The organism is Clostridium sp. MCC344 (assembly GCF_018785365.1).
In the GTDB taxonomy this organism is placed as follows: domain Bacteria; phylum Bacillota; class Clostridia; order Lachnospirales; family Lachnospiraceae; genus Pilosibacter.
Genome location: NZ_WQPQ01000019.1, coordinates 1 through 13,642, shown reverse-complemented (window position 1 = coordinate 13,642; position 13,642 = coordinate 1). Strand labels below are relative to the sequence as shown.

13 protein-coding genes and 7 tRNA genes are annotated in these 13,642 nt (G+C 48.8%); 1 reads left to right on the top strand and 19 read right to left on the bottom strand.

Annotated features, from left to right (window positions below):
- Positions 1–34 precede the first annotated feature (34 nt).
- From pgsW to GPK90_RS04280, 12 genes are all read right to left on the bottom strand, one after another.
- Complete coding sequence (pgsW, locus tag GPK90_RS04335; RefSeq protein ID WP_215702239.1) at positions 35–1,108, bottom strand: poly-gamma-glutamate system protein; 1,074 nt, start codon at positions 1,106–1,108, stop codon at positions 35–37.
- A gap of 16 nt (positions 1,109–1,124) precedes the next feature.
- A complete protein-coding gene (gene pgsC, locus GPK90_RS04330; protein WP_215702238.1) occupies positions 1,125–1,550 on the bottom strand; it encodes a poly-gamma-glutamate biosynthesis protein PgsC in 426 nt (141 codons plus the stop codon).
- Positions 1,543–2,670 (bottom strand): poly-gamma-glutamate synthase PgsB, encoded by a 1,128-nt coding sequence (gene pgsB, locus GPK90_RS04325; protein ID WP_215702237.1) that lies wholly within the window; start codon positions 2,668–2,670, stop codon positions 1,543–1,545. The genes pgsC and pgsB overlap by 8 nt, the downstream gene beginning before the upstream one ends.
- A 166-nt stretch (positions 2,671–2,836) precedes the next feature.
- A complete protein-coding gene (locus tag GPK90_RS04320) occupies positions 2,837–3,112 on the bottom strand; it encodes a hypothetical protein (protein WP_215702236.1) in 276 nt (91 codons plus the stop codon).
- Positions 3,113–3,326: 214 nt separating this feature from the next.
- Positions 3,327–4,175, bottom strand: a complete 849-nt coding sequence (gene rsmI / locus GPK90_RS04315; RefSeq protein ID WP_215702235.1) for a 16S rRNA (cytidine(1402)-2'-O)-methyltransferase — start codon at positions 4,173–4,175, stop codon at positions 3,327–3,329.
- A 197-nt stretch (positions 4,176–4,372) separates the two neighbouring features.
- Positions 4,373–5,110 (bottom strand): tRNA1(Val) (adenine(37)-N6)-methyltransferase, encoded by a 738-nt coding sequence (locus GPK90_RS04310; protein ID WP_118321839.1) that lies wholly within the window; start codon positions 5,108–5,110, stop codon positions 4,373–4,375.
- Positions 5,100–6,011 carry a PSP1 domain-containing protein gene (locus GPK90_RS04305; RefSeq protein ID WP_117483866.1) on the bottom strand — a complete coding sequence of 304 codons (912 nt, stop codon included), beginning with the start codon at positions 6,009–6,011 and terminating at the stop codon, positions 5,100–5,102. The genes GPK90_RS04310 and GPK90_RS04305 overlap by 11 nt, the downstream gene beginning before the upstream one ends.
- A 10-nt stretch (positions 6,012–6,021) precedes the next feature.
- Positions 6,022–7,029, bottom strand: coding sequence for a DNA polymerase III subunit delta' (gene holB, locus GPK90_RS04300; RefSeq protein ID WP_252197347.1), 1,008 nt, complete (start codon positions 7,027–7,029; stop codon positions 6,022–6,024).
- Positions 7,030–7,165: 136 nt separating this feature from the next.
- A complete protein-coding gene (locus GPK90_RS04295; protein WP_215702234.1) occupies positions 7,166–7,747 on the bottom strand; it encodes a nucleoside/nucleotide kinase family protein in 582 nt (193 codons plus the stop codon).
- Positions 7,748–8,019: 272 nt separating this feature from the next.
- The gene (locus GPK90_RS04290; RefSeq protein WP_275950561.1) at positions 8,020–9,612 is read right to left on the bottom strand and encodes an aminotransferase class I/II-fold pyridoxal phosphate-dependent enzyme; all 1,593 of its coding nucleotides are present in this window, start codon (positions 9,610–9,612) and stop codon (positions 8,020–8,022) included.
- Between the two features lie 74 nt (positions 9,613–9,686).
- Positions 9,687–10,193, bottom strand: coding sequence for a DUF1003 domain-containing protein (locus GPK90_RS04285; RefSeq protein WP_118532136.1), 507 nt, complete (start codon positions 10,191–10,193; stop codon positions 9,687–9,689).
- 249 nt (positions 10,194–10,442) lie between these two features.
- Positions 10,443–11,726, bottom strand: coding sequence for a hypothetical protein (locus GPK90_RS04280; protein WP_215702232.1), 1,284 nt, complete (start codon positions 11,724–11,726; stop codon positions 10,443–10,445).
- A 296-nt stretch (positions 11,727–12,022) separates the two neighbouring features.
- On the opposite strand from GPK90_RS04280, the gene GPK90_RS04275 reads away from it, so the two are divergent.
- Complete coding sequence (locus GPK90_RS04275; protein ID WP_118532130.1) at positions 12,023–12,709, top strand: TIGR00266 family protein; 687 nt, start codon at positions 12,023–12,025, stop codon at positions 12,707–12,709.
- Between the two features lie 126 nt (positions 12,710–12,835).
- On the opposite strand, the gene GPK90_RS04270 is transcribed toward GPK90_RS04275, so the two are convergent.
- The 7 genes from GPK90_RS04270 to GPK90_RS04240 form a co-directional block, all read right to left on the bottom strand.
- Positions 12,836–12,908: transfer RNA gene (locus GPK90_RS04270), tRNA-Lys, on the bottom strand.
- 20 nt (positions 12,909–12,928) lie between these two features.
- Positions 12,929–13,001, bottom strand: a tRNA-Phe gene (locus GPK90_RS04265).
- 4 nt (positions 13,002–13,005) lie between these two features.
- A tRNA-Met gene (locus tag GPK90_RS04260) sits at positions 13,006–13,079 on the bottom strand.
- Positions 13,080–13,130: 51 nt separating this feature from the next.
- Positions 13,131–13,212, bottom strand: a tRNA-Tyr gene (locus GPK90_RS04255).
- 29 nt (positions 13,213–13,241) lie between these two features.
- Positions 13,242–13,314 (bottom strand) — tRNA-Thr (locus tag GPK90_RS04250).
- A gap of 13 nt (positions 13,315–13,327) precedes the next feature.
- Positions 13,328–13,400: transfer RNA gene (locus GPK90_RS04245), tRNA-Val, on the bottom strand.
- Positions 13,401–13,437: 37 nt separating this feature from the next.
- Positions 13,438–13,511 (bottom strand) — tRNA-Asp (locus tag GPK90_RS04240).
- Positions 13,512–13,642: the final 131 nt, after the last annotated feature.

The following is a 13,642-nucleotide window of genomic DNA, read 5'->3' as shown; positions in this document are numbered from 1 at the left end:
TATTTTTCGGATCTCGAACCCCGCCAGTTTGATATTACCTGTCATCACTCATGGATCTCCTTTTAAAGGCAAAAACTAATATGCACACAGCTCCAAGGACCCCGACCAGAGCCGGAAGATGTGGATATACCGTGTGGTAATACAGGGCACTCTGGCCTGGCGGGACGATCGTCTCTGGATCAAACGGCAGACCGTACTGGGCAGCCAGCTGCTTGATATTTAACAGATGCAGAACCGGCAGACCATGTGCATTATAATATTGCAAGAGTCCGTCATCACTGCGCACACTGGTAACCGTATAGGGAACCATCACACCGGCCTTCATCTTGTCCTCTTCCAGGCCGATGGTCGTAATGTTTCCGCCCACACCGACAAAACAGCTTATGGGACCTAACGTCTCGTACAGGTCCTCACGCGCCTTCAGGTTTGCCGCGAAATCGCGCTCCTGCATGATATCTGCCACGCCATAGGACGCAATGCGGGCAAGTGCCTCCTCTTTTTCCTCCTCAAACATTTCACCTCCGCAGTCATAATCACCGCCCGGTGTGATCAGAGCCGGAGGTGTCTGGAGCCTGCCGTCAAGATAAAGGCGGCAGACCATGTCCGGGAAGGTAAACTGCGGCTGGTTTGCCCCAAAGGTGCTCGCTCCCATGGAAGCGATATAGATCACCTTCACATTCATCGCCTCACCAGCGGCCAGCACAGCCAGATTCAACGTTGGAAAGGAACCCGAAAAGCCCGCGCCGATGGTATCGCCGGACTTTACCCCGGCCTCGGTGAGCATCTGCACCAGCAGTGCGGCCATGTCCGGGTTTGCTGTGGTCCGCTTCGCCTCCTCCGAGCCAAGGCTGGTGGTAATTGGCGTATATTCATCGCCGATCATTCCGGTCTTGTGCGTATCATAAGGAGTGAGGGAAAGTCCTGCTTCCAGCTTATAATCCCGGATATCATCCATCCAGCCCTGCAGCTTCTGGGCAGCCAAAAGTTTGATCTCATAGTCTTCCGTGGCTTTCGTCTGTCCCATCGCCAATGTAAGGACAAGGCAGACGGCCAGCCAGACCACAGCCAGGATAAGTGCCGTGCTTCGGCGTTTTTGCAAACTTTTCATGCGAAAACGCCTCCTTTCACACGCCGGGCAGCTTTTGCCCGATAAGCAGTAAGATCAGCGCCGTAAAAAGCGTAGTGGCGGCAATTGCCAGAAAGGCATCGAAGAATCCCTGTCTGTCGATTTCCCGCGCCAGAATACCTGGCATTAAAATGCCAATCACACTGAAGGGAAGCAGTCTCCATGCGGAAAGTACACAATTCAGCACAAAGGTCAGCAGGATCAGAAAGGCAAACCGGCGTCGACCAAATAAAATCAGCCATTGCGATGCCAGACGGCATAAAAGCACACTCACGGATGCCATAACCAGCGTAGTAACAATACGACCGGGGCTATGTAACGCCAGAACCAGATAACCGGGTACGATAAGTCCAGCCGAAAGCCCGGTAATCTCGGTAAAGATCATACTCACCACTACACCTAACAGAATGATTTGATTATACATAAGGCTCTCCCTCCTCGCGGACACGGGCGATCAGTTTGCGCCCCGCTCCATACAAATTGCCGACTGCAAACAGCACTGTACCCGGTGCTGTATCGTTTAGAGGCATATCATCAGCCTGTGAAAAACTGCGCACGGCGCAATCAGGCAAGAACCGGTGCAGTTTGGCAGTCATATAGTCTTTATGCGAACCTGCCAGCCAGACCTCGGCCGGAGCCAGTCTCTCACATACAGTCAGCATATCCCGGGTGCGGCTTCCCCGATCAGCCCGGTTGCATACGATCAAAATAAGCTTTCCGGCCTTCTCTCCAAGTTTTTTCTGCAGATCTTCCCAGACGATGCAGGTGGAATCAGAATCATTTACCGAAACGGCATTCACAAAAATCCCCTGCCCCATCTTATATAGTGCCAGCGCATAAGGGTCGCGCTTATAATGTGCCATGCCCGCAAGAGCTATTTCCCGCGAAACGCCCAGATCTTCACATACAGCTAGTGCCAGGGAAATATTTTCGGCAAAATCAAAATCCGGCTCATCCCCAGTGGGACGTGCCAGAACGAAGCGGCTGCCCAGCACCTCCGCATGGCTCCTGAGACGGGCTGCCATGGCCTCATCGGCCGTAAATAAAACGCCTCCTCTGGGAATCGTGTTGCTCAACGTATCCGCAATTTCCGGAAGACTATCCCCCATCACATCGGCATGATCGTGCCGCACGTTCGTAATCACGCCCACATCGGCCTGCAAAATGCGATGCTGCGCACATCTTTGATATTCGGGCTGCAATGCCATGCACTCGATCACCAGAACTTCCGCATTCTGGGCGGCAGCACGGCGCAGAATGCCGACCTGTTCTTTAATATTGGCTTTGCCTCTGCGGTGCAGAGGCTCTTCATTGCCGGAAACATCTATTGTCATCGGATCCGTACCTGTAGTTTTGCAGAATACCCGCAAGCCGCCTGCCCGCAAGCCGGCCTCGATCAGCCGGCAGACCGTAGATTTCCCTCGTGTGCCGTTTACATGCACCACGTGACGCAGGGTCGCGCGGCTTTTCGCCGCATCCCGCCCCTCTATCCAAAGTCTCAGGCACCAGAAAAGCCCTAAGAGAAGAATCGTTATCTTAAGCATAAAACACCTCAGATTTTATCGTTCAGAAGAACCATTTTCTTAAATCATACTCCGAAACGACACAAAACTCCACAGATAAATATGAGAAAATGCTTCTTCTTCCCAACTGCATTATTGCTTTGGGAAAAAGAAGCATTTTATATTACAACTATTATTTTAATCACTGTCATTTAAACCCATTGCGCCACACTGCTATTGCCAAAATAATAGCGCAGGCATATCTTAATATTTCAGATACATGATAAATCTTATTTCCATTTACCTCAGCGCCCTCCTGCGCAAATTTCTGCTCAATAAGCCCTCTGATACCTGTTTCTATAAGAAGTGCCATTGCTAATCCCAGCGAAAACAATCTCATACCCTTTGTATAGCTATATAACGATAATAAAAACACTACTGAAACGCCTAAGTTACATAATGTTAACCACATTTTTTTCTTCATATAAATCGCCCCCCCGCTATGCTGATTGTTTCAGTTTCATCTACTTGAATTATATCATTCCCCCCACTATTTTCAATCAATATCTATCTTCTCGCCGCATTATTAAGACATTTGTTATTTTTTTGTTATTTGTCTGTAATTTTTTGCAAAAAAGAAGACGTACCACCCGTCATCTCACTCAATAACCAGTGACACATCTTCTTCTCGAAATTCCCTATTCCTGCTCTTCCAACAACATCTGGTACACATCCCGTTTCCCGATTCCGCGGTTCTTCGCCACAAGCTTCATTGCTTCCTTCTTCTCGATTCCCTGTGACAGGTAAACATCCATGTGTTCCGTGATCGACATGGCTTCCCAGGTCTGTTCTTTCTCTTTTTTGATCTCCTCCGGGCTCTTTCCCTCGATCACGATGACACATTCGCCCCGCGGTTCCTCCGTCTCAAAATGATCTAACGCCCCCTGAAACGTGGTTCGGAATGCCGTCTCGTACTTCTTTGTGAGTTCCCTGCAGATCGTGATCCTCCGGTTCCCCAGCGCCTCAAGAAGCTCTTCCAAGGTCCGTACCAGACGGTGCGGCGCCTCATAGAGGATGATCGTCCGTGTCTCAGACTTTAATTCTTCCAGAATTCTCTGCTTTTCCTTCTTATCGGACGGCAGAAACGCCTCAAACGCGAACCGTCTTGTCGCCATTCCGGAGATCGTGAGTGCCGTGATGCATGCCGCCGGTCCCGGAAGAGAAGTCAGCTCGATTCCGGCCTCATAGCACTGCTTTACAAGCTCCTCGCCCGGATCCGAGATCCCCGGTGTCCCGGCATCCGTGATCAGTGCGATATTGGTGCCTTCCTTCATCTTCTCGACGAGATATCTCGCCTTTTCCACCTTGTTGAACTCATGATAACTGGTCATCGGCGTTTTGATGTCAAAATGGTTTAAGAGCTTGATGCTGTGTCTCGTATCCTCCGCAGCGATCAGATCGACCTCTTTCAACGTATTTAACACCCGCAGCGTGATATCGTCCAGATTCCCGATGGGCGTTGCACATAAATATAATTTTCCCTGCATGACCAATTCCTCCTGCTGCCCGATGCTGCTTTTTCACCGACAGCTTTTTATCTCAACATTTCCGTAACGCGAGTTTACAGATGGTTCCATTCCGGCTTGGCAAGATCCGCGACTATTCCTACATTATCCGGATCTTTTCGTTTAGAAAATTCCTGTCATTTTTCCGTCTCATCCGCCTAAAGAACCCTCACAACAATTTAATACCCGTAAATCGAATAGATCTCATCCGTATACACGCCCGGCTCCTTATAAACGATCACCGGCGCCTCGACCTTCATCCAGGCTCCGCCGCCGCGGACCGCCTCGATGAGGACCATGTTCGCGTCCTTATCCTTGAACGGATGGACCATTTTCATCCGCTTCGGCTCCAGCTTATACTGCTTCATCGTCCCGAAGATCTCGATCAGACGGTGCGGCCGGTGGACCATATACATCCTTCCGCCCGGTTTCAGGACCTTCGCGCCTTCCCGCACAACATCCTCCAGCGTGCAGAGGACCTCATGTCTCGAGATCGCCTTCACTTCCGTCGGGTTCTTTAACCCATGAGCGTCATTCATATACGGCGGATTTGTCGTAACGACATCAAAGGAAGCCGCTCCGAAAATCCGGCTGGCTTCCTTGATATCTCCATGTACGATCTCGATTTTTTCTTCCAGATGGTTCAGTTTCACACTCCGCTCTGCCATCTCGGCGATCTCATCCTGGATCTCAAGTGCCGAAAAATGTTCTCCCTGCGTTTTTGCGGAGAGAAGAAGCGGGATGATCCCCGTTCCTGTTCCGAGATCCAGCGCCCGCTCTCCCGGTTTCACCGCCGCAAATCCGGAAAGCAGCACCGCATCCATTCCAAAGCAGAATCCATCTGTCTTCTGGATGATCTGCAGACCATTTCTCTGAAGATCATCCAGCCGTTCATTTTCCTTTAACTCAATCGCCATCGAGTTTCGATTTCCCTTCTTTTTTCTCCAGTGCCTCTAACTGCTTTAACTCCGCATCGTTGGATGACTGTTTTTCCCGTCTCTTTTTCGGCCGGAATTTCAGCTGATCCACCTTATACTCACGGATCTCCTTCTCATCGTTATTTACCGTCACGATGACCTTCACGAGCTGGCGCAGGATGCTGACGCTGTGGACTTCACCCTTTAAACCGTCGTCCGTCGTCACATAGTCACCGATATTCGGAAGTCTTCCGTTCAACTCCTCGTATGTGTCCTCCTCGTACTTTAAGCAGCACATCAGTCTGCCGCAGACGCCGGAGATCTTCGTCGGATTTAAGGACAGGTTCTGCTCCTTCGCCATCTTGATCGATACCGGGATAAACTCGGAAAGATACGACGCACAGCAGAGCGGTCTTCCGCAGATCCCGATCCCGCCGACGATCTTTGTCTCATCGCGGACACCGATCTGTCGGAGCTCGATCCTCGTCTTAAACACGGACGCCAGATCCTTTACCAGCTCACGGAAGTCGATCCTTCCGTCTGCCGTAAAGTAGAACAATACTTTATTGTTGTCAAACGTATACTCCGTGTCAATGAGCTTCATACTGAGATTGTGTTTCTTGATCTTCTCAACGCAGACCTTGAACGCCTCTTTTTCCTTTTCCTTGTTGCGGCGCTCCGTCTCCTCATCCGCCGGTGTTGCCATGCGGATCACGGATTTCAGCGGCTGGATCACCTTTTTATCGTCCACCTCGTGAGTTCCGAGCACCACATATCCGTACTCCACGCCTCTGGCCGTCTCGACGATCACATGATCGCCTGTTTTGATCTCATTTTCACCAGGGCTGAAATAATATACTTTTCCCGCTTTCCGGAAGCGGATCCCGATTACTTTCGTCATTCTTTGCTCCTTATGACGGGTTCTTCATGGTCAGCAGGAGTAATTCCATCGCCAATTCCATATTTACGTTTGCGTTCAAACGTGTTCTCGCTGTGTCGATCGCCGCAAGGATCGCTTCCAGACCGGCATAGTCGACTTTTTCTCCCGTCTCATTGATCATTTTATATTCATCTTTGAAGATCAGCAGGTTCATGTCCTTTGTGACCTTGAACATGAGCACGTCCCGGTACCAGAGCTGCATCAGATCCAGCACCTCGCCGATATCAAAGTTCTGCTCTTTCATCTCGCGGATGCAATCTAAAAGCATGGAAATGTCCATCGTCCTGACATTCTTTACGAGGACCATGACCTTCTGGAAAAGCTCCTTAAACTCATCAGAAGATGCCAGATGGATCGCTTTCCCGAGATTTCCCCTTGCAAACGCGGTGCAGATATCTGCGTCCTTCTCCGGAACATGGAGATTCTGCGTCAGATAGCTCTTGATCGTAAAATCCTTCAGCGGCTTTAATTTCATCTGCACACACCTGGAGAGGATCGTCGGAAGAAACGCCTCCTGGTTCGTCGTGATCAGAATGATGACCGCGTAGGACGGCGGCTCCTCGATCGTCTTTAACAGGGCATTCTGCGCCTGGACCGTCATTTTTTCCGCCTCATCCACGATATAGATCTTATAATAGCTGCTGTACGGACGGATCATGATCGTATCATTGATCTGTTCCCGCACATCATCCACGCCGATACTTCCCGGCTTTTCATGCGTCACATAGATGAGATCCGGATGATTTCCGCTCATCACCTGCTTGCAGGAATGGCATATCATACACGGCTCACTTCCGCCTTTCTCGCACAGGAGAGTCATCGCAAACGCATTCGCGATCGATTTTCTTCCCATGCCGGCTTCTCCCGTCAGGATATAAGCATGTGAGATCTTATGGTTCTGGATCGCCTTTTTAAAGTGATCTTTCACCATCTCATTCCCGAGGATCTCTTCAAATCCCATGATCTTTTCTTCTGACATAGCCGCATCCCTCCTCATCCTGTTGGTTCCGGCAGTGCTTTTTACGCCGGAGCTTCCCGGTTCGAACAGAACATTTAACTGTTCCCGCTAACGGTGTTTCCATTTTATCTTACCACAAAATAACGCCTATAAAAAGTTATTTATCCAAATCCCTTAGGATTTCTTCCACGCACATTTCCATATCCGTATTCTGATATCTCTTCGTAATTCCCAAGCGTTCCAGATTTTCCTCTGAAAAATCTTTTTCGTCTGCAAGGTATCTCCGGCAGACTTCCCGATAATTCGGCTTTTTCTGGTTTTCCTCGCGTTTGACGGCCCTGAGAAGCCGGATCCCATCCGGGACCTCGATATAGACCGGAACCATCTTTCCCGCTTCAAAATAGGCACACATCTTCTCGTAAGATTCCAGTGTCCCGATCATAAGACAGGACTCGTCGTCGGCAACATCAAACTGCCCGTCATCCACTGTATAGTAAGTCCACGGACCGGCGATCGTCTGATAAGTTCTCGACTCGATCACCTTTCCGGAAGCCAGCTGCCGCTCCAGCTCCTCGCGGTCGGTAAAGAAATATTCCACTCCGTCCGTCTCGCCTTCCCGGATCGGTCTTGTTGTATACATCGTCACCGTCCGCAGCTTTGGTCTCCGTTTCAGGATTTCCTTATACAGTGTATCTTTTCCTGTCGCGCTCTTTCCAAGAAGATAATATATCCTGCCCATTTGTTTCTCTCAGCCTTCTGTATTATAATTTTTATCCCAGTCAGATAAGACTTTTCGATCGAACTTTTACAACCATTTTTCAGGTTCTATCTTTTCATTGTATCAAAATCAGAGGTCTCGTGCAACCGTTGTTTCCATCCTCGCTCGATAATTCTTATCCTTTTAAAGTAACAAAAATTTGTCTCCTGGGAAATATTCTTGCCTGATAAGCCTCTTCATTTCGGATGCAGCCACCTCTTATGCACTTGAATTACTAACGTTTTCCTTTTTCCTCAGCATCCTTTATGAACAAGCCCTGGCGTCTGACATGTTAAGATCACGTCCGTATCCGGATCAGCCGGCCCCTGGACAAGAAGTCCTGCTGCCTTGTACGCCACGATCTTCTCCACGATCGCATCCGTGAAGACCTCTCCCGGCGCGATGATCGGGATTCCCGGCGGATACAGATACACAAACTCCGCAGATACCTTTCCGACCGTATCCTGAAGCGCTGTGCGCTCCGTATCGGCATTCATCGCCTCGCAGATGAGCATTCTCCTGACTGGGTGCAAAACTTTGGATTCCGTGACTTCTGGAGTCTCACATCTTTCTTTTTCCTTTGACTCACCTTTTTCTTTTTGCTGTTCAGGCTCCACGCAGTGTCTCAATGCCCCGTCAATCTCCAGCAGCGCCGTTCCAAGCCGCTCAAATCCTTCTTCCGTGTCCATCAGCGACGTCATCGCGATCACATACTCCAGCGCTGTCATCTCCATCTCAAGATGGTATTTTCTCCTCAGTGTCTCCGCCAGCTCTTCCCCGTGAAACTCCTCTGCGCGCATCGTGGAAACCACGATCTTCGACGGATCCCATCCGACCACCGTCCGATATTTCCCACAGATTTCCCGGTCCAGGATCTCAAGTACCTGAAGTCCTTCCATCCGCTCCATAAAGTGCTCCAGTCTTTCCTCATACCGGACCATCTCATTTCTTCCGTCCCCGTCCATATACCAGATGCACCGCTCCATCCCAGCCATAAAAAGGTATGACGGGCTGGACGTCTGAAACATGGACAAATACCTCGAAACTCTGTCCTGATCCACAAGTTTTCCCTTCACATGCAGGATTGCCGTCTGGGTAAAGGACGGCAGCGTTTTATGAAGGCTCTGGATCACAAGATCCGCCCCGTATTCCAGCGCCGATTTCGGAAAGCCGTGACACTGATCTGCATACTCCAGATGCGCCCCATGCGCCTCATCGACGATCAACGGGATCCCGTATTCATGAGCCGCATCCGCGATCGCCCGGATATCCGACACCACGCCTTCATAGGTTGGAGATGTGATGAGCACTGCCTGGATTTTCGTGATTTTTCCTCTCACATCCCCCGAATTTCCCGCACAGCGCATCGCATCCTTTTCAAGCGCTTTTCTCACGTCCTCCGCACGGATTCCTCCATTGATCCCGAATTCCGTGATCTCCTCCGGATACAGATATTCAGCCTCCAGCCGGTTCAGGCAGATCGCATGGTACACCGCCTTATGACAGTTTCTCGCTGTCAGGATCTTTCCGCCGTTTTCCGTAGTCGCAAAAACTGCACTTAAAATCCCGCATGTACTCCCATTCACAAGATACCAGGACCGGTCCGCCCCGTAGATCGCAGCCGCCTCATCCATGGCGTCCTTCAAAATTCCTTCCGCATGATGCAGGTTGTCAAACCCATCGATCTCCGTGATATCGATCCCATACGGGTCCGGAAATCCCCCCGGGATCCCATCCGGAATCTCCCGTCTTTTATGTCCCGGCATATGAAATGGATACGCATCCGATCCCGCATATTCTGTCAGCCGTTCTAAAAGTCCCGGCTGTTTTTCTTTTCTGTAATTCAAAATTTTTATTCTCCTGTTTCCCATCTGACTGCAAACGAACTAGAAATTGCCCGTCAAATTCGAATCCACATTCGTTATAAAGTATTTTTCTCTTTTTGCTCCGAGAGAATTTTCTCGATCTGCGACTGTCTGATAAGAATCGCATTCACCTTATCATGGAGGTCTTCAATCATGATCTCGGTTTTCAGGTTTACCTTATAATCGTTTTCAGCACGCCGGCGGTCTTTTTCCTCCTGTCGGTTCTGACTCATCATGATCAGCGGTGCCTGAATGGCTGCAACGCAGGACAGGACAAGGTTCAGCAGGATAAACGGATATGCGTCAAACGCTTTTGACGCAAGAATCGTGTTGATGACCATCCACAGGATCAGCCCACCTGTAAAGGAAAATATAAACGCCCAACTGCCTGCAAATTTTGCGATCGTGTCAGCTGCCCGCTGCCCGAGTGTGTACTTTTCTTTCTCTTTTTCAGGACTGACTGAAATCTTACTGTCTGCTAAAAGGTTCAAAACTTCCTCATCCGTCATATCGTGCCGGATGTCCTTCAGCACTTCTTTCAATAATTTTCTGTTCTCTTTCATGATGATACTCCTTCCAATTCGATCAATTGGTAAAATTTATTTACGCAGCCCCCCCCGGAACAGTTCCCTGATTTTTTGTTTATAAATCTGACAAGTAGCGCATTTGACAACAGCATAACAACCACATATATACCCAACGGCAGAAACATGAACGGTACTACATCCAATAATGCACTCCAGTCTTCTTTGTTCACCCAGTCTAATATCTGTCTGTATTCCATAAGAAGTGTCAATGCTACAAATGCCGGCTTACTTTACAAGCTCCGCTTTTACCTCCGGAAACATATACCAAATTTCCGCGACTTCATCCCCGGCTGCCTGATAAAAGCCGTAGCTGCCGTAAACCATTGAATCGCATCCGTCCGATGCCAGTCTCACCGTTATCTGTGTCCCATCCGCCTTTGTAAGCGTCAGGATCCCGTTATACGGACAGTCTTTCGCTTCATCAAAAGATGCCCCCGACAGGATCTCCTCCAGCCTTTTTAACAATTCCGGATCCTGCAGCGTCTCGGATATTCCCACGACTTCCGAGTCAGCTTCCACGTCAGCAGAATCTTTGCTCTCCAAGCCTTTCTCTTTCTCCAGCTCTTTGGAAATCGGGATTACCTCAAGTTCCGCACTCGTAATTTCTTTCATGTCTTCCGTTCCTACCGTCTGAAATTCACATTTTTCCTCCGCAATTCTTAATGCCGGAACCGTGATCTCATCCGGATCCGGGTTTTCTGACTCATAAATTTCCTGGCTTGCCGTATATGTGATCCCATCTATTCCATACATGACCGGATCAACGGTCTCATCCGAGCCGGTGATCTCTTTCTCCTGATCCTCAGTCAAAGGAATATATTCCTCCAGTACCTCCGCAGCTTCAAATCTTCGGACGGTAAGATATCCGCCATCCTCCGGTGGTGACATCCGCACACCACGCTCCTTTACAGTCTCCAGATACCGGACCCCCTCGTCACCGTCACAGAGGCTGTATGTAAATGCTTTTCTGAGTTCTTCCGATTCTTCCATTCCGCTCGGAACAAAAAACAGAACATCCTTTGCTTCCGTGTAATACATTTCATAAACATTTTCGAAAGTATATACTTTTTCAAAAATACTTTCGTCCTCGTTCCACTTTTCAGCTTCGATCACATCATCAATGCTGTAAATGCTGAGATCTTTCAGCGGATCCTCCTTGCCTTTTCGGAATCCCAGGACATACCCGTAACCATTTTCCGTCTCCCGTCCAACAAAATCATACGCATCCCGGATCTCTCCGCCGCAGGATGCTGCCTTTTCCGGATCCATATCCGAAAATTTATGATCTGCATCAAAGGATTCCAATTCTGTTACGATCCACCGACGTTCTTCCTCCGAAAGTGGCTGAAAGGCCAGATCTTCCCTCTGATCATCTTTTTCCGTTTCAGGACTATTTCGTTCCTCTGTCTGTGACTCACTCGGATCTTCTACCGGAACAAAAGCCGGCGAACACCCTGTCAGCCAGATTCCCAGTCCTAAAGCTGCCGCCATCATCCAAATCTTTTTCACCTTGCCACCTTCTTTTCAAAAAACTGAACTCGCCTGTCACTGAACTTGTTACCGATATTCTATCATCCATAATTTTTTCACACAAGCGAGCACCCCCATATTTAAGGAAACTGTAAACATGTTATCATTTTGTTATTTTCATAAACAGGATTTTTCATCGTAAATTTCATTCCAGTATCTCTTCTGTAACTATCGGCAAAGTATGATATAATATATTTGTTCACCCTTGTGTATCTTTTGGATACAGCAATACAAGCGTATTTTCATCGTTCAATACGCCAGAAAGAGAGGATCCTATGAAATACAGAATTATTGGCACAACTATCCCTGCAGTTGAGATCAAATTTGATGCTCCAGGCGAAACTATGTACACACAGTCCGGCGGAATGTCCTGGATGTCTGAAGGGATTTCCATGTCCACAAACACACGCGGCGGATTTATGAAAGGTCTTGGCCGCATGTTTGCCGGTGAATCCATGTTTATGGCTACCTACCGTGCGGATGCTCCGGGTGCCACGATCGCATTTGCGTCAACTGTACCTGGTCAGGTTCTTCCGATCGACGCGGCAGAAAACGGCGGCATGATCTGCCAGAAAGGTGCATTCCTCTGCGCACAGGATTCTGTAAATCTTGATGTCACCTTCACAAAGAAATTTACTTCCGGACTGTTTGGCGGCGAAGGCTTCATCCTTGAATCCATCTCCGGTTCCGGAATGGCCTTTCTCGAAATCGACGGCGATGTTGTCGAGAAACAGCTCGCACCGGGCGAAGTGATCAAAGTTGATACAGGAAATATCGTTGCGTTCGAGAAAACCTTAAAATATGAAGTTGAGACGATCAAAGGCCTTGGAAACATCTTCTTCGGCGGCGAAGGTCTCTTCCTCACAAAGCTTACCGGTCCTGGCCGTGTGATCCTTCAGACTCAGAATATCGCTGATTTCGCCGGACGCATTGCACAGTTCATTCCGACAAAATCAAACTGATCTTCGACTTTCAACAACATATACTTTAACCTAAAAAAGAGGTTGCTGTGTGAATGTGCAGCAACCTCTTTTTTAGCAAACTTTAGAATACGAAAAAACGGAAACCTCTCGGCTTCCGCAACTTAATGAGACATCGGGGATTCGAACCCCGGACAACTTGATTAAAAGTCAAGTGCTCTACCGACTGAGCTAATATCCCATACAACTATGAAGTTGTAGTGCCCAAAGCTGGAATCGAACCAGCGACACGAGGATTTTCAGTCCTCTGCTCTACCAACTGAGCTATCTGGGCAAAATTGCGGGGGCAGGATTTGAACCTACGACCTTCGGGTTATGAGCCCGACGAGCTTCCAGACTGCTCCACCCCGCGATACCTTATTATTATACACAATAAATATCGAAAAATCAATACCTATTTTAATGGGCGGAGGTGGATTCGAACCACCGAAGCAAGTTGCAGCAGATTTACAGTCTGTCCCCTTTGGCCACTCGGGAATCCGCCCATAAGAATTATTTAGTTTTTGAAACTAAAAGCCGATGATCGGACTCGAACCGATAACCTGCTGATTACAAATCAGCTGCTCTGCCAATTGAGCCACATCGGCATATCTTTAAAAGTGGGACCTATAGGGCTCGAACCTATGACCCTCTGCTTGTAAGGCAGATGCTCTCCCAGCTGAGCTAAGATCCCATATTTAAAAATAAATACATACAAAACCATGTATGCGCGACCCGGATGGGATTCGAACCCACGACCTCCGCCGTGACAGGGCGGCGCTCTAACCAGCTGAGCCACCGGGCCATACAAGGTATTTAACATACCTTCAAAATCACATACTGAACTCCATCAACCTTCGAATCTTCACTTGACCTTCCTGGATAAGCCCTCGACCGATTAGTAACAGTCAGCTCCATGCATTACTGCACTTCCAC